Genomic DNA, 21,121 nt, shown 5'->3' on the forward strand with positions numbered 1-21,121 from the left:
CGGGCAACCTACCGCCGGTCGGGCGGCTCGCCGGGAGCCCGCCCCGCCTCGAGCTCGCGCTTGAGCTCGCGGGCGACCTGCTTGCCGGTGACGCGGCGGCGGTGGGTCTCGGCGGCGGCGGCCGCGGGGGACGCGTCCAGCTCGCCGCGCAGGAAGTAGTGCAGCACCGTGCCGTCGAGCACCGGCTCCAGCCAGACCTCGGCGCTGCCGGTCAGCGCCCCGGTGACCCGCCAGCGCAGCCCCTCGGGGCCCCGGTCGTGGTGCACGGTGAGCTGCAGGTCCGGCCACCACCGCCGCCAGCGCTCCGGCCGGGCCACCGCGGCGGCCACCTGCTCCGGGGCCACGGCCAGGAAGGTCTCGTCCGCCACGTCCACGCTCGCCACCCGGGCACGGTCGCACACCTGCGCCCCGGCCGGGCGCGGGCCTGGTGCGGCACCCGGTCGGCGCGTCACGATAGATTGATCCTGAGTGACCCAGGTCGCAGGCCGGGCCGGGTCCGTCCCCGTTCCCACCCCGAGCCCGGAGGTCACCGTGCGCGAGTTCACCGCCCCCACCAGCGTCGAGGTCGGGGAGGACGACCGGCTCACCGACACCCCCGCGGGCTTCGCGGGCAGCGGCGGCTCGGCGACGCTGTTCCGCCGCCGCGAGTACGGCCGGTGGCAGGACGTCAGCGCCGGCGACTTCCTCGACGACGTGCGCGGCGTGGCCAAGGGCCTCCTCGCGGCGGGCGTCGCCCACGGCGACCGGGTGGGCCTGCTGTGCGCCACCCGCTACGAGTGGACCGTCGTCGACTACGCCATCTGGTGGGTCGGCGCGGCGACCGTGCCCATCTACGAGTCGTCCTCCGCCGGCCAGCTGCAGTGGATCCTCAGCGACTCCGGCGCGGTCGGCCTGGTCGTGGAGAACGACACCCACCGCGGGAAGCTCGACAAGGTCCGCGACGAGTGCCCCGACCTGGCCCACGTGTGGCAGGTCGACGACGGTGACGACTCCGCCGTGGCCGTGCTCACCGCCGCGGGCGCCGACGTCAGCGACGACGACCTCGAGGCGCGCCGCACCGCCGTCGGCCGCGACGACCTGGCCACCCTCATCTACACCTCGGGCACGACCGGGCGCCCCAAGGGCTGCGAGCTGACCCACGAGAGCCTCATCGCCGAGGCGCGGGCCTGCCAGCAGGCGTTCGACGACTTCTTCGCCGCCGGGGAGTCGACGCTGATGTTCCTGCCGCTGGCGCACGTGTTCGCCCGGGCCATCGCGGTCGGCTCCATCGAGGCCGGCGTCGTCGTCGGGCACACCGCGGACGTGAAGAACCTGCTCTCCGACCTCGGGGAGTTCCAGCCCAGCTTCATCCTGTCCGTGCCCCGGGTGTTCGAGAAGGTCTACAACGGCGCCCGGCAGAAGGCGCACAGCGACGGCAAGGGCGCCATCTTCGACCGCGCCGAGGCCACGGCCGTGGCGTGGAGCAAGGCGCAGGACACCGGCGGGCCCGGCCTGCTGCTCAAGGCCCAGCACGCCGTGTTCGACAAGCTGGTCTACGGCAAGCTGCGCGGCGCCCTGGGCGGGCGCTGCCACTCCGCGGTGGCCGGTGGTGCCCCGCTGGGCGAGCGGCTCGGGCACTTCTTCCGCGGCATCGGGGTGCCGGTGTTCGAGGGCTACGGCCTGACCGAGACCAGCGCGGCCGCCACCGCGAACACCCCGCAGCACAACCGGGTGGGCACGGTGGGCCGGGCCATCCCGGGCATGGCGATCCGCATCGGCGACGACTCCGAGGTGCTCATCAAGGGCCCCGTGGTGTTCCGGCGCTACTGGAAGAACGAGGACGCGACCGCCGAGGCGCTGACCGACGGCTGGTTCCACACCGGCGACCTCGGCTCGCTCGACGAGGACGGCTTCCTGCGGATCACGGGCCGCAAGAAGGAGATCATCGTGACCGCCGGCGGCAAGAACGTCGCCCCCGCGGTCATGGAGGACAAGATGCGTGCCCACGCCCTGATCAGCCAGTGCATGGTGGTCGGCGACCAGAAGCCGTTCATCGCCGCGCTCGTCACCATCGACGAGGAGGCCCTGCCGGGCTGGCTGGAGCGCGCGGGCAAGCCGAAGGACACCGCGATGGCCGACCTCGTCGACGACGACGACCTGCGCGCCGAGGTGGAGAAGGCCGTCGCCGAGGCCAACGACCTGGTCTCCAAGGCGGAGGGCATCAAGAAGTTCCGCATCCTGGCCGACGACTTCACCGAGGACACCGGCGAGCTGACCCCGACCATGAAGCTCAAGCGGAACGTGGTCAAGGACAACCACTCCGGCGACATCGAGGCGCTCTACGCCTAGCCCCGCACACCCGCGGCCGAGGCCCGTCCCGCTCGCCGGGGCGGGCCTCAGCCGTCGAGCAGGTGACGCAGCCGCGCCCCGAGGGTGTCCCAGCGCCACTCCCGGCACGCCCACTCCCGCCCGGCGCGGCCCATCGCCGCGGCCCGCTCGGGGTCGGCGAGCAGGTCGGCGACCCGGCCGGCGACCTCGGTGACGTCCGTGCCGTCCACGACGTGCCCGGTGGTGCCGTCGAGCACCGTCTCCGGCGCCCCGCCCGAGCGGCCCGCGACGACGGGCACCCCGGTCGCGGACGCCTCGAGGAAGACGATGCCCAGGCCCTCCACGTCCAGCCCGGCCCCGCGGGTGCGGCACGGCATCGCGAACACGTCGGGCACCGCGTGGTGCGCGGGCAGCTCGTCACCGGGCACGCCCCCGGTGAGCACCACGTGCTCGGCCACCCCGACCTCGGCGACGAGGCGGCGCAGCCGCTCCGCGTCGGGCCCCCCGCCGACCACCAGCAGCGCAGCGCCGGGGACGCGACGGCGGATCTCGGGCAGCGCCCGCACCAGCACGTCCTGGCCCTTGCGCGGCACCAGCCGGGAGATGCAGCCGACGACGGGGCGCTCGCCCAGGCCGTAGCGGGCCCGCAGCGCCGCCCGGCCGGCGGGGTCCGGGGCGAAGCGCTCGGTGTCGACCCCCGAGGGCAGCCGCTCCAGGGCGGCGCGCGGGCCGAAGGCGGCCGCGAACCGGTGCCGGGTGTAGGTGCTCACGTGGGTCACCACGTCGGCGTCCTCGCCGATGCGCCGCAGCGCCGAGCGGGCCACGGGCAGCATCGACCAGCCCACCTCGTGGCCGTGCGTGCTGGCCACCACCCGCTGGGCGCCGGCGCGGCGGGCGACCGGGCCGAGCAGGGCCAGCGGCGCGGCGGCGCCGAACCACACCGTCCCCACCTCGTGCTCGCGGACGAGCCGGGCCACCCGCCGGGCGACGGCCGGGGTGGGCAGCATCAGCGTGCTCGGGTGGCGGACCACCTGGTAGGGCTGGTGGGCGTCGAAGACGGTGTGGCTGTCCCCCCGCCAGCGCGGCGCGTGGACCACCAGGTCACCCGGGGGCAGCTCGGCCGCGAAGCGGTGCAGGTAGGACTGGATGCCCCCGGTGCGCGGCGGGAAGTCGTTGGTCACCAGCAGGGTCCGTCGCACCCCGCGACGCTAGCCGAGCCGGGCGGCCAGCCAGCCTCCCCACTCGGCTCGGGCCGGGGCGAGCGGCGCGCCCAGCACCGGGGTCACCGCCGCGTCGAGCTCGGCCTCCGTGGGGGTGACGAGCACCCCGACCGCGGCCTGCAGCCGGCGCAGCGCGTCCTCGCCGCGGGTGTCGGCGACGAACGCCCCGAACGTCCAGGCCAGCTGGTAGGCCACGTCCACCCCGGGGCCCGAGGCGAAGTCGACGTCGGTCGGCAGCTGGTCGGGCGGCCCGTACTCGGCGACGAGGGCCGCGACGCGGGGGGCGCCGACGGCCACGGTCGTGCCGGTGCCGCGGTAGCCGACGTACTGCGCCACCCCCTCGAGCAGCCACAGCGGTGCCTGCTCGCTGGTCCGGGCGCGGGTGGCGGCGTGGCTCAGCTCGTGGCGCAGCAGCACCCCGGCCGTCACCGGGGTCAGCCGGTCGAGCGCCGCCGGGCTGATCACGACGCGCTGCCCGGTCGCGGTGCCCGCGGCGCGGTCCACCGAGTCGGCTGTGGTCACCGCGGCGGAGGCGTTGGACACGGGGCCGCCGACCAGGGCGCGCAGCTCGTCGGGGCTGCCGGCGACCCACACCGCGGCCTGCTGCGACCAGCCGGGGCCCCAGAACCCGGTGACCGCCCCGACGGCGGTGTCGAGGGCACCGCCGAGCAGCTCGAGCGCGGCGGCCTGCGCCGGGTGGGCCAGGACGACCCCGCCGGCGGCGCCGCGACGGGTCAGCAGCGGCCCGAAGTCCCACGGCCCACGCCACGTGGCTCGGCCCCGGTCGGCGACGGCGGTGTCGGACACCAGCGCCCAGCTCGCGCCGCGCCGGGCCACCACCAGCCCCACCGGCCGGGTCGTGGGGCGGGGGTCGGCCCCGGCCAGGGCGTAGTGCAGCTCGACCGGCGGGGCCCACACCTCGTCGGCGCCGAGGGCCGCGGTGGTGGCCGGGTCGACCACGGGGGCGAGGCCGTCACCGATCCGGTAGCCGAGGTCGGTGAGCTCGAGGGTGCCCAGCACCTGCGTCCGGGCCCGCTCGGAGGCGGCGAAGGCCGGGTCGGCCCGCGGGTCCAGCAGCGCGGCGACGGCGTCGACGTCCCCGGCCCGTGCCGCCGCACCCCACCGGTCGAGCAGCGCGGTGACGGCCGTGGCGCGCGCCGTGGCGGCGTCCGCGGCGGGGGCCGGGGCGGTGACGGGGGCGGGCGCGCTCGTACCGGGTGGGTCCGCGGCCGGCGCCGGGGTGGTGCACCCGGCGAGGGGGGCGAGGAGGCCGGCGACGAGCAGCACCGCCGCCCCCCGGGCGGCGCGGCACCGGGGTGCCCGGGTCGCGGCCCGGGCCGTGCTGGGCCCGGGGGTCAGAGCCGCCGCGCGTCGTTGATCGGCTGGTTCCCGATCGGGGCGACCTTGACGGGGATGCCGTAGTCGCTGGCGTGCACGATCATCCCGTCGCCCGCGTAGATGCCGACGTGGGTGGCGCCCGGGTAGAAGGTGACGATGTCGCCGGGCTGCAGGTCGGCGGGGTCGACGTGGGTGCCGACCTGGCCCTGCGCCTGGCTGGTGCGGGGCAGGGAGACCCCGGCCTGCCGGTAGGACCACTGCACCAGGCCCGAGCAGTCGAAGGCGTCGGGGCCGGTCGCACCCCAGGAGTAGGGGGCGCCGAGCCGGGTCAGGGCCGCCTGCAGCGCCGCGTACCCGACGCCGCTGCCGGGCGGAGCGGTGTAGCCGGCCGGGGTGGTGGCCCCGGCGTACGCGCTCTGCTCGCCCGGGCTCAGCGCGGCGAACTGGGCGCGGACCAGGGTGGTGCGCCGGCCCAGGTCGTCGCGGGAGGCGGTGAGCTCCTGCGCCACGCGGGCGGCGTCGGCGGTCGCGGTCGCGGCCTGCGCCGCCGCGGCGGTGGCGTCGTCCCGGGCCCGGGTGGCCGCGGCGGACGCGTCGGCGAACGACCGGACCTGCTGCGTGGTGTCGGCCGCGAGGGCCTGCAGGCCGGTCATCTGGTCGAGGAGCTGCTGCGGCGAGGTGCTCACCAGCACCGCGGTCAGCGGGGTGATCCGGGCGCCCTGGTAGCTGGCCGAGGCCAGGGCGTCGACCGTGGGCTGGAACTGCGCCTGGTCGCGCTCCGCCCCGGCGAGGGCGGCGGTGGCCGCGGCGACCCGGTCGCGGGCCGCGCGCTCGACCCCCTGGGCCTCGGTGAGCGCGTCGGTGGCGCGCAGCACCTGCTCGTTGAGGTCGGACGCCTGGTGGCTGAGCTCGGCCAGCTGCTGCTGGGCCTGGCTCGCGTCCACCGGGAGCACGGGGTCGGCCGCCGCGGTCGGCGCGAGGGCGGCGGGCACCAGGGTCGCGGGCAGCAGGGCGGCGCCGAGGGCGACGACCCCGGCGGCGAGGGCGCGCCGGAGCGCGTGGGACGTCGACACCACGGTGGTCGGGTTCTCCTTCGAGCGGGACGAGCGGGGCAGCCCCACGAGGGACGGCGCACGGTCGGGCCTCGGGCCCGGCCAGGTCTCGGGCAGGTTACGGATCCGCGGGCCCCGGCGTCCACCTGCCGGGCGTGTCCCGCCCCGGCGGGTCCCGGACGGGCGCTCAGCCCGCGCGGCGCGGGGGTGCGAGCCCGTCGCCCGGCCCGGCCGCGTCCGGCCGGGTGCTGACCAGCCGCAGCCGCGGCACCAGCCCCGCCTCGGCCAGCACGTCGATGGCGCGGTGGTCCTCGGCGCCGAGGTCGATCGGCGCCCCGCCGGGTGCACCGGGGCGCGCGGGCGAGGGCACGCCCAGCAGCACCGACACCACGCAGTCCCCGCACGCAGGGCCCCGCACGGCACAGCTGTCGCAGTCGATCACCACGGTGGGCTCCTCCTCGTCGTCGCGCCGCCGGGGGTCCTCCCCCGGGGCTCGACGGCGACGCTAGGAGCACCCCCCGACACTTCCGGCGCCCGCGGCACCCGGGGGTGCTGCGACGGGTGGGGCGCAGGAGGTCGGCGGGACGGACGTGTCGGGGGTCGTCCCTAGGTTGCGCGCCGTGCCCACCCCCGCCGCACCCCACCGCTCCGTGCCCGGTCCCGCCGCACCCCACCGGGCCGCGACCACCCGGGCGTCCACCGTCGAGCAGCTGGCCTTCGACCAGCTCGGCACCCCGCTCGCGGAGACCACGTTCGTGGTGGTCGACCTCGAGACCACCGGGGGCAGCGCGGCGGCGGACGCGGTCACCGAGATCGGCGCGGTCAAGGTCCGCGGCGGCCGGGTGCTCGGCGAGCTGGCCACCCTGGTCGACCCGGGCCGCGGCGTGCCCCCGCAGATCGTCGCGCTCACCGGCATCACCGACGCGATGCTCGTGGACGCGCCACCGATGACGCAGGTCCTGCCCAGCTTCCTCGAGTTCGCCGCCGGCGCGGTCGTCGTGGCCCACAACGCCCGGTTCGACACGGGCTTCCTCCGCGCCGCCTGCGAGCGCCAGGAGCTCGCCTGGCCGCGCCCCACCGTCCTGTGCACCGTCACCCTGGCCCGCCGGGTGCTCACCCGCGACGAGGCCCCCTCGGTCCGCCTGGGGGTGCTGGCCCCGCTGCTGGGGGCCCGGACCACCCCCACCCACCGCGCGCTGGACGACGCGCGCGCCACGGTGGACGTGCTGCACGCGCTGCTCGAGCGGGTCGGCAACCTCGGGGTCCACACCCTCGAGGAGCTCCTGGCCTACCTGCCGCACGTGACGCCCGCCCAGCGGCGCAAGCGCTCGCTCGCGGCCGACCTGCCCCGCTCGCCGGGGGTCTACCTGTTCCGCGGCCCGTCCGACGAGGTGCTCTACGTCGGCACCGCGACCGACCTGCGGCGCCGGGTCCGCAGCTACTTCACCGGCTCGGAGACCCGCGGGCGGGTCCGGGAGATGGTCGGCCTGGCCGAGCGGGTCGACCACGTGGTGTGCGCGCACCCGCTCGAGGCCGGGGTGCGCGAGCTGCGGCTGCTGGGCGCGCACCGCCCGCCCTACAACCGCCGCTCCACCCAGCCGCACCGCGCCTGGTGGGTGGTGGCCACCGACGAGGCGTTCCCCCGGTTGTCGGTCGTGCGCACGGCACGCGACGGCGCGCTGGGGCCCTTCACCCGCCGGGCGGCCGCGACCGAGGCGGCGGCGACCCTGGCCGAGGCCTGCGGGCTGCGCACCTGCACCAGCCGCATCCCCCGCCGGGCGCCGCGGGCGCAGCCGTGCTCGCTGCACGAGATGGGGCGGTGCGCCGCCCCGTGCGCGGGGCTGCAGGCCGTCGAGCACTACGCGGGCGCCGCGGTGCGCTTCGCCGGCCTCGTCGCGGGCACCGACGGCGCCGTGCTGGCCACGCTGCTCGCGCGGGTGGAGCGGCGCGGGGCGGCGGGCCGCTACGCCGGGGCCGCGGACCTGCGCGACCGCACCGCCGCCCTGGTCACCGCCCTGCGGCGCGCCCAGCGGCTGGCCCGGCTCGCGGCCGTGGACGAGCTGGTGGCCGCCCGGCCCGACGGCGAGGGGGGCTGGCAGCTGGCGGTGCTGCGGTGCGGCCGGCTGGCCGCCGCGGGCACGGCTCCGCGCGGGGTGCCGCCGATGCCGGTGGTCGCCGCGCTCGTGGCGGGGGCGGAGACGGTCGAGCCCGGCCCGGGTCCGCTGCGGGGCGCCCCGGCGGAGGAGACGGCGCTGCTGGCGCGGTGGCTGGAGCAGCCCGGCACGCGCCTGGTCGCGACGAGCTCGCCGTGGTCGGAGCCGGCCCGGGGGGCGGGGCCGTGGCTGGCGTGGCGGGACCGCGCCGTGGCGGCCGCCCGGTGGCACACCCACCCCGACCCGCGCACGGCCGTGCGGGCCGGGTGAGGCGGGCGCTGGCTACGCTCGGCCCGGGTCGGTGCGCGCCGAGCCGTCCGCAGCGCCCGAGGAGGGGTCACCCGTGATCACCGCGTTCGTGCTCGTGCACACCGCCGCCGACCAGATCCCCGACGCCGCGCAGGCGATCGCCGACGTGCCGGGGGTGGCCGAGGTGTACTCGTGCGCCGGCGACGTCGACCTCATCGCCGTCGTCCGGGTGCGCACCCACGAGGAGATCGCCGACGTCGTCACCGGTGGGGTGAACCGGGTCACCGGGGTGGTGCGCACCGTCACCCACATCGCCTTCCGCTCCTACTCCCACGCCGACACCGACGCGGGGTTCGAGATCGGCGCCGACTCCTAGCCCGGCTCCCCGCGCCCCGCGAGCTCCCGGGTCAGCCGGGCCCACCGCTCGAGCAGGTCCAGCGCCGCCCCCGAGTCGACGGCCCGGGCCGCCCGCCCCAGGTTGGCCCCGACCGCCGCGGTCAGCCCGCCCGGCTCCGGCGCCCCGGCGGTGACGGCGTCGTGGGCCAGAAGGGCCGCGGCCACGTTGAGCAGCACCGCGTCCCGGACGGGCCCGTGCTCGCCGCCCAGCACCGCGCGGGCCACCCGGGCGTTCTCCGCCCCGTCGCCGCCCTGCAGGGCGGCCAGCGGCACCCGGTCCAGGCCCAGCTGCGTCGGGTCGACCTGCTCGGTGCGGACGGTGCCGCCGTGGACCACCTGCACGGTCGACGTGGCGGTGGTGGTCAGCTCGTCGAGCCCGTCGTCGCCGCGGACCACCAGGGCGGACGTGCCCCGCCCGGCGAGGACGGCGGCCAGCACCGGGGCCATCCGGGCGTCCGCACAGCCGATCAGCCCTGCCGCGGGCCGCGCCGGGTTGGTCAGCGGGCCGAGCACGTTGAACGCCGTCGGGATGCCGATCTCGCGGCGCGGGGCCGCGGCGTGGCGCAGCGCCGGGTGGAAGACGGGGGCGAAGCAGAAGCCGATGCCCACCTCGGCGACGCACGCGGCCACCTGCTCGGGGCCGAGGTCGGGCACCACGCCGAGCGCCTCGAGGACGTCGGTCGCCCCGCTGCGCGAGGAGGCGGCCCGGTTGCCGTGCTTGACCACCCGGGCCCCCGCCGCGGCGACCACGACGGCGGACATGGTGGAGATGTTGACCGTGCCCGACCGGTCGCCCCCGGTGCCCACGACGTCGACGGCGGGCGCGGCGACCGTCACCGGCCGGGCGTGGGCGAGCATCGCCTCGGCGAGGCCGGACACCTCGGCCGCGGTCTCGCCCTTCGTCCGCAGCGCCACGCCGAACGCGGCGATCTGGGCCGGCGTGGCGGCGCCGGACATGATCTCGTCCATCGCCCACGCGGCCTCCGCCGCCGCGAGGTCCTCGCCGGCGACCAGGGCGCCGAGCACGGCGGGCCAGGCGCGCCGCCCGGCCGGCTCAGCCACGGACGACGGGCAGCGCCGAGCCCCGCAGCACCTCGGCGACGGTCTCGGCCGCGGTCAGCGGGTCCAGCGGGTGGACGAGCACGGCGTCGGCCATCGACCACGTCGCCAGCCACCGGTCGTCGGGCCGGCGGACGACCACCACGACCGGCGGGCACCCGGTCACCTCGTGCTTGACCTGCCGGCACAGCCCCATGCCGCCGGTCGGCTGGGCCTCCCCGTCGAGCACGGCCACGTCCACCCCGCCCTCGTCGAGCGCGGCCAGCACCTCGGCGATGGTGCCCACCTCGAGGAAGCGGACCCGGCCGACGTCGGCGGACGGGCGGGTGCCCACGGCGGAGGTGATCTGCTCGCGCACGTGCGGCAGGTGGCTGAACACCAGCACGGTGCGTCGGCTCGCGGGGCTGCTCGCTGTGGGGCTCATCGCGGGGTGGTCCTCAGCTCGTCAGTGGGTGGCGGCGGCCCGGTCGCGCGGCCGCCCGCGGGCGTGCGGCGATGCTATCGAGCCCCGCCCGGGTCCGGGGCCACCGGCTGCAGGGCGTCCCACCCCGTCACCCGCCCGTCGAGGCGCTGGGCCAGCCCGGCCATCCGCGAGCGCTCCTGCGAGCAGTGCAGCGCGTCGAGCAGCTGCACCCGCTGCAGGGTCAGCCGCTCGAGCCCGGCGACCCCGGCCCCGGGCAGCCCGGGTGCGTCGGCCGGCGCCGGGGCGTAGCCGTCCTGCGCCGCCGTCTCCGCCGCGCCCCCCGCCGCCCCGGCCGGCAGCAGGAGGTGGTGGCGCAGCAGCACCTCGCGCCCCGCGACGAACCCCGGCGAGCGCTCGAGCGCCGCCGAGCAGGCCTCGGCGGCGTCGTCGGAGGTGACGACCACCACCAGGTCCGGGTCGGCCGGGTCCAGGGGTGGCTCCCCGGCCCCTCCCAGCGCCGCACGCACCCGCGCGACCAGCCTCGACACCGCTCCCACGACCGTCCTCCCGTCCCCACCTCACGACACGTTCACGCGACGCGCCAGCACGTGCGACCCCGGCAGGACGCCCGGGCACGCACAGGTCATACTCAGACTCGTGACGACCGCAGCAGCGAACTCCGGAACGGCCATCACCCAGCGGGTGCACTCGCTGAACCGGCCGAACATGGTCAGCGTGGGCACCATCGTGTGGCTGTCCAGCGAGCTCATGTTCTTCGCCGGGCTGTTCGCCATGTACTTCGTGGCCCGCGCCCAGATCGCTCCGGTCGAGGGCTGGCCGACCGAGCCCACCGAGCTCGACCTGCCGTACTCGTTGTTCTTCACGGTGATCCTCGTCGCCTCCTCGTTCACCTGCCAGCTGGGGGTGTTCGCGGCGGAGCGCGGCGACGTGTTCGGCCTGCGCCGCTGGTACCTGGTGACCCTCGGGATGGGCGCGCTGTTCGTCGCCGGCCAGGCGAACGAGTACCACACCCTGGTCACCGAGCACGCGACGACGATCTCCAGCAGCGCCTACGGGACCGTCTACTACATGACGACCGGCTTCCACGGGCTGCACGTCATCGGCGGCCTCGTCGCCTTCGTCTTCCTCATCACCCGCACCCGGCTGAGCAAGTTCACCCCCGCCCAGGCCACCGCCGCCATCGTCGTGTCCTACTACTGGCACTTCGTGGACATCGTCTGGATCGCCCTGTTCGCCACCATCTACTTCGTCCGTTGACCGGCAGCCCCGGCCACACCACCGACAGCGCGGCCCACCGGCCCCCTGGCACCGAAGGACACCGATGACGACCTCCCCCACCACCCCGGACCCCGTGGGCGGTCCGGACCGTCGACCCGGACGGGTCACCAGCTCCCGCGGCGGCCGCAGCAAGCTGCGCCGTCGCGTCTCGGGCTTCCTCGTGCTCGTCATGGCGCTCGTCGGTGCCGGGTTCCTCGCCGCGGTGGTGACCCCGACCCCGCAGGTCGCCGTGGCCCAGACCGACCCCGCGCAGGTCCGCGACGGCCAGCAGATCTACAACAACGGCTGCATCACCTGCCACGGCCAGAACCTGCAGGGCGTCGAGGGTCGCGGGCCGAGCCTGATCGGCGTCGGCGAGGCCGCGGTGTACTTCCAGGTCTCCACCGGCCGCATGCCCGCCGTCCGCGGCGAGGCGCAGGTCGAGCGCAAGCCCGCCAAGTACGACGCGGCGGAGGTCGACGCGCTCGGCGCCTACATCCAGGCCAACGGCGGCGGCCCCGAGGTCGTGCGCAACCCGGACGGGTCCATCGCGCAGGCCTCGCTGGTCGGCAACGACCCGGCCCGCGGCGGTGAGCTGTACCGGCTCAACTGCGCGTCCTGCCACAACTTCACCGGCAAGGGCGGCGCGCTGGCCTCCGGGCAGTACGCCCCCGCGCTGAACCAGGCCAACGAGCAGACCATCCTCACCGCGATGCTCACCGGCCCGCAGAACATGCCGAAGTTCTCCGACCGGCAGCTCTCGCCGGAGGAGAAGGCCGACATCATCGCCTACGTCAACACCGCGACGAACTCGACCGACCCCGGCGGCTACGGCCTCGGCGGCATCGGCCCGGTGTCCGAGGGCCTGTTCATCTGGATCGTCGGCATCGTCGCCGTCGTCGGCGCCACCCTGTGGATCGGAGCGCGTTCATGACCACCAGCCACGACGGCGGTCCCCGCACCCCCTCGGACGACGAGCTGGCCGAGATGACGCCGGAGCAGCTGGTCCGGCTCGGCACCTCGCTCGACGGCGTCGAGGTCGTGCACCGCCCCGTCCGGTGGCCGGTGCCCGGCACCAAGGCGGAGAAGCGCGCCGAGCGCTCGGTGGCCCTGTGGTTCACCATCGCCGGCGTCGCGGCCATCGCGTTCGTCGGGGTGTACCTGTTCTGGCCCTGGGAGTACGTCCCGGTCGGCGGCGAGGGCAACACCCTGTTCTCGCTGTACACCCCGATGCTGGGGCTCACGATGGGCATCGCCATCACCGCGGTCGGCGTCGGCGCCGTGATCTACACCAAGAAGTTCATCCCCGACGAGGTCGCCGTGCAGGACCGCCACGACGGCGGCTCGAGCGAGGTCGACAAGAAGACCGTGGTCGCCGAGCTCGGGGACGCGTTCACCTCCTCGACCATCGCCCGGCGCAGCATGATCAAGCGCACCCTCGGGTTCGGCGCCGGGGCCCTCGGCCTCATGGCGCTGATGCCGCTGGGCGGGCTGATCCGCAACCCGTGGGAGGGCGGCGACGACGCCCCGCTGTGGGTGTCCGGCTGGACCCCGGCGGACTACGAGAAGACCTACCTGCGCCGCGAGACCGGCGACCCCGAGGACGTCGTGCTCGTCCGGGCCGAGGACCTCGAGGCCGGCGCGCTGGAGACGGTGTTCCCGTTCCGCGAGTCGATGCGCGACAACCCGGAGGAGCTCTCGAGCACCCTGCGGGCGTCGGACAACCCTGTCATGCTCATCAGGCTCCGTCCTGACGACGGGGCACGGGTGGTCAAGCGGGCCGGTCAGGAGGACTTCAACTATGGCGACCTCTACGCGTACTCGAAGATCTGCACGCACCTCGGCTGCCCCGTGTCGCTCTACCAGCAGCAGAGCAACATCATCCTCTGTCCCTGCCACCAGTCGCAGTTCGACGTGCTGACCTACGCGAAGCCGGTGTTCGGGCCCGCGGCCCGGGCCCTGCCGCAGCTGCCGATCACCGTCGACGAGAACGGCTACCTCGTCGCCAAGGGGAACTTCATCGAGCCCGTCGGCCCGGCATTCTGGGAGCGCAAGTCATGACAACGCAGACCAAGCTCAACAAGGTGGCGGCCGGAGCGGCGACCGACGTCGACGACCGCTACCACCTGTCGTCGGGCCTCCGGCGCCAGATCAACAAGGTCTTCCCGACGCACTGGTCGTTCCTGCTCGGTGAGATCGCGCTGTACAGCTTCGTCGTCCTGCTCATCTCCGGCGTGTACCTGACGCTGTTCTTCGACCCCTCCATGGAGGAGGTCACCTACAACGGTGCCTACTCCGTGCTCCGCGGGGTGGAGATGTCGCGGGCGTACGAGACCTCGCTGGACCTGTCCTTCGAGGTCCGCGGCGGGCTGTTCATGCGCCAGATGCACCACTGGTCGGCGCTGCTGTTCATGGCCGCGATCGTGGTGCACATGTTCCGCACCTTCTTCACCGGTGCGTTCCGCCGCCCGCGCGAGGCCAACTGGATCATCGGCGTGCTGCTGCTGGTGCTGGGCATCGTCGAGGGCTTCATCGGCTACTCGATGCCCGACGACCTGCTCTCCGGCACCGGCGTCCGGATCATGTCCGCGATCATCATGTCGATCCCCGTCGCCGGCACCTGGCTGCACTGGGCGATCTTCGGCGGCGAGTTCCCGGGCACGCTGTTCATCCCCCGCTTCTACATCGCCCACGTGCTGCTGATCCCCGCGATCCTGCTGGGGCTGATCGGGGCGCACCTGGCCCTGGTCTGGTACCAGAAGCACACCCAGTTCCCCGGGCCGGGCCGCACCGAGAACAACGTGGTCGGCGTCCGCATCCTCCCGGTGTTCGCGGTCAAGTCCGGCGCCTTCTTCGCCATCACCTTCGGCGTCCTGGCCCTGATGAGCGGGCTCTTCCAGATCAACCCGGTCTGGCAGCTCGGCCCGTACAACCCGGCCAAGGTCTCGGCGGGCTCGCAGCCGGACTGGTACATGGGCTTCACCGACGGCATCGCGCGCATCTACCCCGCCTGGGAGATGTACATCTTCGGCCACACCATCCCCAGCATCGTGGTGCCGGTCATCTTCATCATCTCGCCGGTGTTCGTGCTCCTGATGGCCTACCCGTTCATCGAGCGGAAGTTCACCGGGGACACGGCGCACCACAACCTGCTGCAGCGTCCGCGCGACGTGCCGGTGCGCACCTCGCTGGGGTCGATGGCCGTGGCGTTCTACGTCGTGCTGCTGATCTCGGGCGGCAACGACCTGATCGCGTTCCACTTCAACATCTCGCTCAACGCGATGACCTGGGCCGGCCGCGTCGCCATCCTGGTCGTCCCGCCGATCGCCTACTGGGTCAGCTACCGCTTCTGCCTGGCCCTGCAGCGCTCGGACCGCGAGGTGCTGGAGCACGGCATCGAGACCGGCATCATCAAGCGTCTCCCCCACGGCCAGTTCGTGGAGGTGCACCAGCCGCTCGGTGGCGTCGACTCCCACGGCCACGCGATCCCGCTCGAGTACCAGGGTGCGTCCGTGCCCAAGAAGATGAACAAGCTCGGGTCGGCCGGCACCGCGGCCCGCGGTGGCCTGCTGCGACCGGACCCCGAGGAGGAGACCCGCGCCCTGCAGGAGGCCGAGCACCACGAGGAGACCCAGGGCCGTCGTGCCCTGTCGGGTCGCCCCGACGCCGGCCGCCCGCGCGACGAGCGCGAGTAGCCGCACCGCACCTCCTCCGGAGCCCCGCACCCCACCAGGTGCGGGGCTCCGGTGCGTCCGGGGTGTGGTCGGCCCCCTTGGGATGCGGGTCCGCCGGGCTCCGGTTCCGGGCCGAAGCGGCAGCACCCGTCGTCACCACGACCCCTCCCGCCGCCCGATCGCGCCCACCGGCAGGACCGCCGGCCCCGCTCGCCTGCGGCCCTCAGCGCCCCCAGCACCGACCGATCCGGCAGCATCCGTCGTCACCACGACCACTCCTGCTGCCCGATCACGCCGCCAGCGAGAACACCTGCCACCCTCGGCGGGCCCAATGCCCCCGGCGTCGCCCGATCCGGCACCACCCGTCGTCACAACGACCACTCCTGCTGCCCGATCACGCCGCCAGCGAGACCACCTGTCACCCGCGGCAGCCCCATGCCTTGGGAATCGACCGATCCGGCAGCACCCGTCGTCACCACGACCACCCCCGCTGCCCGATCACCCCGCGAGGCGCACTCCGCCTAGCCTCCGTGCTCGTGAGCGGCCTGCAGATCGACCACGGCACCGGCCGAGACGCGTTCGTGGCCCAGCTCGAACGCTTCCAGGAGGCCGTCGAGGCACTCGACGACCGGCAGCTCCTCACCGCGAGCCGGTGCCACGGGTGGACCGCCCTCGAGGTGCTCGTGCACGTGCGCACCGGGTTGCAGGAGATGGTCGGCGGCGCGGTCTCCCCCACCACAGCCACCCCGGACCGGGACGCGGCCAGCTACTGGGGGGCGTTCGCTCCCGGCGCGAGCAGCAGCGGGGCGAAGGTGGACGACGTCCCCGCGATCCTGTGGACCCGGCGCACCGCATCGGCGTACGGCCGGCCCCGCGGTGCGCTCGAGCACCTCGGGATGGCCGCTGAGACGGCCGCAGCCGCCGTCCGGGCGATGTCCGAGGCCCCGGTGGCGTTCCAGGGGCACGTGCTGCGCAGCGGCGACTTCCTCGCCACCTGGGCCGTCGAGCTGGCCGTGCACCACCTCGACCTCGGGCCCGACCTCGACGTCACGCCCCCGGTGCCCGGAGCGCTGCGCCTGGCTCGGCGCACCGTGGAGGCACTGCACGGCACTGCCCTGCCCGCGTCGTGGACGGACGAGCGGTGCGTCCTGCTCGGGACGGGACGGTCGACACCGACCGCCGCGGAGGCGGCCGAGGCGGGCACCGGCAGCCTCGGCCGTCCTCGGCTGACCACGCCCCACGGACCGCACACTGCCCGCAGTGTGGCCCCCGACGGCCCGTAGGACCGCACACTGCCTGCAGTGTGGCCCCTGACGGCCCGCAGGAGCGCACACTGCCCGCAGTGTGCGAGAGCAGGACGCGCCTCGGGCACCACGACGCCCCCGGACCCTGGGGGGTGCGGGGGCGTCGGCGGAGCGGTCAGTGCTTCTCGGGGCCCACGTGGTACTCGAAGACCAGGCCGGCGGCGACGACGATGACGACGACCGCGGCGATGGAGATGAGCCAGATCTGGAAGAACGCGACCGCGACGGCCATGAGGCCCGCGGACGCGGCCAGCCCGATCGGCCAGTAGCTGCCCGGGGAGAAGAACCCGAGGTCACCGGCACCGTCGGACACCTCGGCGTCGCCGTAGTCCTCCGGGCGCAGCTCAAGGCGCCGGGCGACGAACCGGAAGTACGTCCCGACGATGAGCGTGAGGCCCGCCGAGAGCGCGATGGCCGTGATGCCCACCGGCTCCCGCGAGAAGATCGCGTAGATGATCGCCACGATGATGAAGAACACCGTGAGCAGCTCGAAGATGCGTGCTTCGACCTTCATGTCCCAGCCCTCCTGGTCCGGACCGCCGGGGCGGTCAGTTGCCCTCGGCCACGGCGAGACCGGCGTCCCGGTTGGCCGTCCGGCTCGTGTCGAAGGGCTTCGTCGTCACCGAGGTGGGCGTGCACAGCTCGCCGCAGCCCATCTGCGACAGCGCCTCGGCCGCGGTGTACGGCGCACCCGTCGCCTGGTTCACCTGCTGCCGCAGGTCCATGTACTGGCCGAACAGCTCGGGGCTCAGCGCGCGGACCTCGAAGTTCATCATCGAGTGGTACGTGCCGCACATCTCGGTGCAGCGCCCGACGAAGGCACCCTCGCGGTCGATCGAGGAGATCTGGAAGTTCTTCTGCGTGTCGTTGTTGTCCGGGTACGGGAACACGTCGCGCTTGAACAGGAACTCCGGCACCCAGAACGAGTGGATGACGTCGCGGGAGGCGAGCGTGAACTGGATGCGCTTGCCGGTCGGCAGGACGAGCAGCGGCACCTCGGTGGACGACCCGGTGGTGGTGACCTGGTCACCGGTCGGGGTCTGCGCGCCCTCGTAGCCGAACTGCCAGTTCCACTGGAACGCGGTCACGTCGACCTTGACGTCCGGGTTCGCCTCGTTCGTCGTCACGTAGTTCTGCGTGGTGGTGGTGAAGTAGAACAGCACCGCCACGATGATGAACGGGATGACCGTGTAGACGACCTCGAGCGGGTTGTTGTACTGCGTCTGCCGCGGCAGCTCGGAGTCCGTCTTCTTCTTGCGGTGGAACGCGGTGGTCCAGAAGATCAGGCCCCACACGATGACCCCGACCGCGAGCGCGGCGATGACCGAGTAGGTCCACAGGTCCCGCATGCGCGTGGCCTGCGGGGTGATGCCCTCGGGCCACCCGAAGCGCAGCACCTCGCTGGTGGAGCAGCCCGAGACCAGGACCGCGGTGACGGCCAGCAGCCCCACCAGTCCTGCTCGCCGGGTCGTCCGACTCCGAGCCACGGTCACGTCCTCCCGCTCGCTGGACCCGCGCCAGGCGGCTCGGGACGCCTCGAAGGGTAGCCCAGCACCCCACCGCCCGCCCCGCGGCCCCGCGGCCCCGCGCCGCCCCGGGCACGTGTCCTCGCCCACCCCGCCGGGCCCCCTCGGGTGCGCCGCCGCGGGCCCGCCGGCGGGCATGATGGGCGCCACCGCGTCGCCCGCCCGGCGACCGGCGACGAGAGGTGCGGACGAGACCGTGTGTGGACTGCTGGGCCTGCTGACCCCCGACGGCTCCGCGGCGCGCTGCGCCGAGGCGGTCGGGGCCGCGCTGCACTGCCAGCGCCACCGGGGCCCGGACGAGTCGGGCACCTGGTCCGACGACGACGTCGTGCACGGCTTCAACCGGCTCTCCATCATCGACGTCGAGCACTCCCACCAGCCGCTGCGCTGGGGGCCGCCGGAGCAGCCCGAGCGCTACGCCCTCGTCTTCAACGGCGAGATCTACAACTACCTCGAGCTGCGGGCCGAGCTCGTCGAGACCGTCGGGGCGCAGTTCGCCACCGAGGGCGACTCCGAGGTCATCGTCGCCGCCTACCACCACTGGGGCGAGGCGGCGGTGCCGCGGCTGCGCGGGATGTTCGCGTTCGCCGTGTGGGACACGGTGGAGCGCTCGCTGTTCCTGGCCCGCGACCCGTTCGGCATCAAGCCGCTCTTCCTGGCCACCGGCCCGGGCGGCACCGCCTTCGCCAGCGAGAAGAAGAGCCTGCTCGAGCTGGCCGACGTGCTCGGCGTCAGCACCGAGGTCGACCCGCGCGCGGTGCAGCACTACACGGTGCTGCAGTACGTGCCGGAGCCCGAGACGCTGCACCGCGGCATCACCCGGCTGGAGTCCGGCACCACGGCCCGGGTGTTCCCCGGCGGGGCGCCCCAGCTGCACCGCTACTTCCGGCCCACGTTCCCCGCGCGGCCGTTCCGCGCCGGCGAGGCGCAGGCCCGCTACCGGGAGATCACCGAGGCCCTCGAGGACTCGGTGGCCAAGCACATGCGGGCCGACGTGACGGTGGGGGCGTTCCTCTCCGGCGGCATCGACTCCACCGCGATCGCCGCGCTGGCCAAGCGGCACAACCCCGACCTGATCACCTTCACCACCGGGTTCGAGCGCGAGGGGTACTCCGAGGTCGACGTGGCCGCGGAGTCCGCCGAGGCCATCGGGGTGCGCCACGTCGTCCGCACCGTCGGCCCGGAGGAGTTCGCGGCCGCCATCCCGGAGATCGTCTGGTACCTCGACGACCCGGTGGCCGACCCGGCGCTGGTGCCGCTGTGGTTCGTCGCCCGGGAGGCGCGCCGCCACGTCAAGGTCGTGCTGTCCGGCGAGGGCGCCGACGAGCTCTTCGGCGGGTACACCATCTACCGCGAGCCGCTCTCGCTGGCCCCGTTCGACAGGCTGCCGCCCCGGCTGCGCCGCGGGGTGGGTCGGCTGGAGAAGCTCGTCCCCGAGGGTCGCCGCGGCAAGGACCTGCTGCGCCGCGGGTCCAAGCCGCTCGAGGAGCGCTACTACGGCAACGCCCGCAGCTTCCGCGACGAGCAGCTGCGCGCAGTGCTGCGCGACTTCCGGCCCGAGTGGGGCCACACCGACGTCACCGCCCCGATCTACGCGCAGTCCCGCGACTGGGACCCGGTGGCCCGCATGCAGCACCTGGACCTGTTCACCTGGCTGCGCGGGGACATCCTCGTCAAGGCCGACAAGATGACGATGGCCAACTCGCTCGAGCTGCGGGTGCCGTTCCTCGACCAGGAGGTCCTCGAGGTGGCACGGACGCTGCCGCAGGAGGAGAAGATCACCCCCGCGACGACCAAGCACGCGCTGCGCCGCGCCCTGGACGGGATCGTCCCCGAGCACGTGCTCAACCGGGCGAAGCTCGGCTTCCCGGTGCCGATCCGGCTGTGGCTGCGCGACGAGCTGCACGACTGGGCGCACCAGGTGGTCTCGGAGTCCCAGACCGACCACCTGGTCGACCGGTCCGCGGTGCTGCGGATGCTCGACGAGCACCGGGCGGGCACCGCGGACCACAGCCGGCGCATCTGGACGGTGCTCGTGCTCATGATCTGGCACGGGATCTTCGTCGAGGAGCGCATCCGTCCCGAGATCGCGGAGCCGGCCTACCCCGTCGTGCTGTAGGCCGGGCCCGCGGTCGCGGTCAAGTCGGGGTCAGCCCGGGAGCACCGCGCCGAGCTCGTCGGCCGCCTCGTCGCCGTAGGCGCCGCGCAGCCGCTCCAGGGCGGTGGTGCGGTCCAGCGTCCACTCCTGGGTGCCGACGGTCTCGAGCACGAGCACGGCCACGAACGAGCCGAGCTGGGCCGCGCGCTCGAGGGACAACCCGGCCGTCCGCGCCGTGAGGAAGCCGGCGCGGAACGCGTCGCCCACCCCGGTGGGGTCGGTCTTGTGGTCGTCGGGGACCACCGGCACGTGCAGCGACGTCCCGTCGGCGGCCACGATCTCCACGCCCTTGGCCCCCAGGGTGGTCACCCGCATGCCTACCTGGCCCAGCACCTCGGCCTCGCTCAGCCCCGTCTTCTGCAGCAGCAGGTCCCACTCGTAGTCGTTGGTGAACAGGTACTCGGCGCCGCGGATGAGCTCGCGGGCCTGGTCGCCGTCCATCCGGGCGAGCTGCTGGGAGGGGTCGGCGGCGAACGCCCGGCCCACCGAGCGGCAGGCCTCGCTGTGCCGCGTCATGGCGGCCGGGTCGTCGGCGCCGATGATGACCACCTCGACGTCGCTGCGCTCGGCCAGCAGCGCGGCGAGGTCGATGTCGGCGGCCTCGGCCATGGCGCCGGAGTAGAACGACGCGATCTGGGCCATGTCCTGGTCCGTGGTGCACACGAACCGGGCGGTGTGCCGCTCCTCGGACGTGTGCACCCCGGAGCAGTCGACGCCGTGGTCGGACAGCCAGGCCCGGTACTCGGCGAAGTCGGCCCCCACCGCGCCGACCAGCAGCGGCGCACCACCCAGCACCCCGAGGCCGAAGGCGATGTTGCCGCCGACGCCGCCGCGACGGACCACCAGCTCGTCGACGAGGAAGCTCAGCGAGACCCGGTCGAGCCGGTCGGAGAGCAGCTGCTCGGAGAACTTGCCGGGGAAGTGCATGAGGTGGTCGGTCGCGATGGATCCGGTGACGGCGATGGTCACGTGGCGGGCCCTTCCTGGTGCGGGTGCGTCGGGTG

General features: G+C 74.7%; 20 protein-coding genes. 9 read left to right on the top strand and 11 right to left on the bottom strand.

Features of this window, described 5'->3' with window-relative positions; all coding sequences use genetic code 11:
• Positions 1-8: 8 nt before the first annotated feature.
• Positions 9-383 (bottom strand): polyketide cyclase / dehydrase and lipid transport, encoded by a 375-nt coding sequence (locus ACYVOF_RS05435; protein ID WP_460864517.1) that lies wholly within the window; start codon positions 381-383, stop codon positions 9-11.
• A gap of 148 nt (positions 384-531) precedes the next feature.
• Here ACYVOF_RS05435 and ACYVOF_RS05440 point away from each other — a divergent pair, with 148 nt between their 5' ends.
• Positions 532-2,328 carry an AMP-dependent synthetase/ligase gene (locus tag ACYVOF_RS05440; protein ID WP_460864669.1) on the top strand — a complete coding sequence of 599 codons (1,797 nt, stop codon included), beginning with the start codon at positions 532-534 and terminating at the stop codon, positions 2,326-2,328.
• Positions 2,329-2,375: 47 nt separating this feature from the next.
• Here ACYVOF_RS05440 and ACYVOF_RS05445 read toward each other — a convergent pair whose 3' ends face one another.
• The 4 genes from ACYVOF_RS05445 to ACYVOF_RS05460 all read right to left on the bottom strand — a co-directional run bounded on the left by ACYVOF_RS05445 (position 2,376) and on the right by ACYVOF_RS05460 (position 6,362).
• Positions 2,376-3,506 carry a glycosyltransferase family 4 protein gene (locus ACYVOF_RS05445; RefSeq protein WP_460864519.1) on the bottom strand — a complete coding sequence of 377 codons (1,131 nt, stop codon included), beginning with the start codon at positions 3,504-3,506 and terminating at the stop codon, positions 2,376-2,378.
• 9 nt (positions 3,507-3,515) lie between these two features.
• Positions 3,516-4,814 (bottom strand): hypothetical protein, encoded by a 1,299-nt coding sequence (locus ACYVOF_RS05450; RefSeq protein ID WP_460864521.1) that lies wholly within the window; start codon positions 4,812-4,814, stop codon positions 3,516-3,518.
• Positions 4,815-4,882: 68 nt separating this feature from the next.
• Positions 4,883-5,986, bottom strand: a complete 1,104-nt coding sequence (locus tag ACYVOF_RS05455; RefSeq protein WP_460864522.1) for an NlpC/P60 family protein — start codon at positions 5,984-5,986, stop codon at positions 4,883-4,885.
• Positions 5,987-6,104: 118 nt separating this feature from the next.
• Positions 6,105-6,362 (bottom strand): hypothetical protein, encoded by a 258-nt coding sequence (locus tag ACYVOF_RS05460; protein WP_460864524.1) that lies wholly within the window; start codon positions 6,360-6,362, stop codon positions 6,105-6,107.
• A gap of 205 nt (positions 6,363-6,567) precedes the next feature.
• Between ACYVOF_RS05460 and ACYVOF_RS05465 the strand changes: the two genes are divergently transcribed.
• Together ACYVOF_RS05465 and ACYVOF_RS05470 are read left to right on the top strand one after the other, a co-directional pair.
• Positions 6,568-8,340 (top strand): DEDD exonuclease domain-containing protein, encoded by a 1,773-nt coding sequence (locus ACYVOF_RS05465; protein ID WP_460864671.1) that lies wholly within the window; start codon positions 6,568-6,570, stop codon positions 8,338-8,340.
• A gap of 73 nt (positions 8,341-8,413) precedes the next feature.
• On the top strand, positions 8,414-8,695 hold the full coding sequence (locus ACYVOF_RS05470; RefSeq protein ID WP_460864526.1) for an Lrp/AsnC family transcriptional regulator: 282 nt from the start codon (positions 8,414-8,416) through the stop codon (positions 8,693-8,695).
• Here the strand turns inward: ACYVOF_RS05470 and trpD are convergent.
• The 3 genes from trpD to ACYVOF_RS05485 form a co-directional block, all read right to left on the bottom strand.
• Positions 8,692-9,777: an anthranilate phosphoribosyltransferase gene (trpD, locus tag ACYVOF_RS05475; protein ID WP_460864527.1), complete on the bottom strand. Its 1,086-nt coding sequence runs from the start codon at positions 9,775-9,777 to the stop codon at positions 8,692-8,694. The two genes, ACYVOF_RS05470 and trpD, sit on opposite strands and share 4 nt — an antisense overlap.
• On the bottom strand, positions 9,770-10,198 hold the full coding sequence (locus tag ACYVOF_RS05480) for a hypothetical protein (protein ID WP_460864529.1): 429 nt from the start codon (positions 10,196-10,198) through the stop codon (positions 9,770-9,772). The genes trpD and ACYVOF_RS05480 overlap by 8 nt, the downstream gene beginning before the upstream one ends.
• A gap of 74 nt (positions 10,199-10,272) precedes the next feature.
• On the bottom strand, positions 10,273-10,725 hold the full coding sequence (locus ACYVOF_RS05485; protein ID WP_460864531.1) for a hypothetical protein: 453 nt from the start codon (positions 10,723-10,725) through the stop codon (positions 10,273-10,275).
• 109 nt (positions 10,726-10,834) lie between these two features.
• Between ACYVOF_RS05485 and ctaE the strand changes: the two genes are divergently transcribed.
• From ctaE to ACYVOF_RS05510, 5 genes are all read left to right on the top strand, one after another.
• Positions 10,835-11,455: an aa3-type cytochrome oxidase subunit III gene (gene ctaE, locus ACYVOF_RS05490; RefSeq protein ID WP_460864533.1), complete on the top strand. Its 621-nt coding sequence runs from the start codon at positions 10,835-10,837 to the stop codon at positions 11,453-11,455.
• A gap of 64 nt (positions 11,456-11,519) precedes the next feature.
• On the top strand, positions 11,520-12,389 hold the full coding sequence (gene qcrC, locus ACYVOF_RS05495; RefSeq protein ID WP_460864535.1) for a cytochrome bc1 complex diheme cytochrome c subunit: 870 nt from the start codon (positions 11,520-11,522) through the stop codon (positions 12,387-12,389).
• On the top strand, positions 12,386-13,516 hold the full coding sequence (gene qcrA / locus ACYVOF_RS05500) for a cytochrome bc1 complex Rieske iron-sulfur subunit (protein WP_460864537.1): 1,131 nt from the start codon (positions 12,386-12,388) through the stop codon (positions 13,514-13,516). The genes qcrC and qcrA overlap by 4 nt, the downstream gene beginning before the upstream one ends.
• Positions 13,513-15,150, top strand: a complete 1,638-nt coding sequence (gene qcrB / locus ACYVOF_RS05505; protein ID WP_460864539.1) for a cytochrome bc1 complex cytochrome b subunit — start codon at positions 13,513-13,515, stop codon at positions 15,148-15,150. The genes qcrA and qcrB overlap by 4 nt, the downstream gene beginning before the upstream one ends.
• 515 nt (positions 15,151-15,665) lie before the next feature.
• The gene (locus tag ACYVOF_RS05510) at positions 15,666-16,412 is read left to right on the top strand and encodes a maleylpyruvate isomerase N-terminal domain-containing protein (protein WP_460864541.1); all 747 of its coding nucleotides are present in this window, start codon (positions 15,666-15,668) and stop codon (positions 16,410-16,412) included.
• A 136-nt stretch (positions 16,413-16,548) separates the two neighbouring features.
• On the opposite strand, the gene ACYVOF_RS05515 is transcribed toward ACYVOF_RS05510, so the two are convergent.
• Together ACYVOF_RS05515 and ctaC are read right to left on the bottom strand one after the other, a co-directional pair.
• Positions 16,549-16,947 carry a cytochrome c oxidase subunit 4 gene (locus ACYVOF_RS05515; protein WP_460864543.1) on the bottom strand — a complete coding sequence of 133 codons (399 nt, stop codon included), beginning with the start codon at positions 16,945-16,947 and terminating at the stop codon, positions 16,549-16,551.
• 34 nt (positions 16,948-16,981) lie between these two features.
• A complete protein-coding gene (gene ctaC / locus ACYVOF_RS05520; RefSeq protein WP_460864673.1) occupies positions 16,982-18,097 on the bottom strand; it encodes an aa3-type cytochrome oxidase subunit II in 1,116 nt (371 codons plus the stop codon).
• Between the two features lie 58 nt (positions 18,098-18,155).
• Between ctaC and asnB the strand changes: the two genes are divergently transcribed.
• Entirely contained in the window at positions 18,156-20,078 is a 1,923-nt protein-coding gene (asnB, locus tag ACYVOF_RS05525) for an asparagine synthase (glutamine-hydrolyzing) (protein ID WP_460864546.1), read from the top strand.
• Between the two features lie 30 nt (positions 20,079-20,108).
• On the opposite strand, the gene ACYVOF_RS05530 is transcribed toward asnB, so the two are convergent.
• Positions 20,109-21,086 carry a carbohydrate kinase family protein gene (locus ACYVOF_RS05530; protein ID WP_460864548.1) on the bottom strand — a complete coding sequence of 326 codons (978 nt, stop codon included), beginning with the start codon at positions 21,084-21,086 and terminating at the stop codon, positions 20,109-20,111.
• Between the last annotated feature and the right edge of the window lie 35 nt (positions 21,087-21,121).

This window comes from Rhodococcus aerolatus (assembly GCF_054783215.1).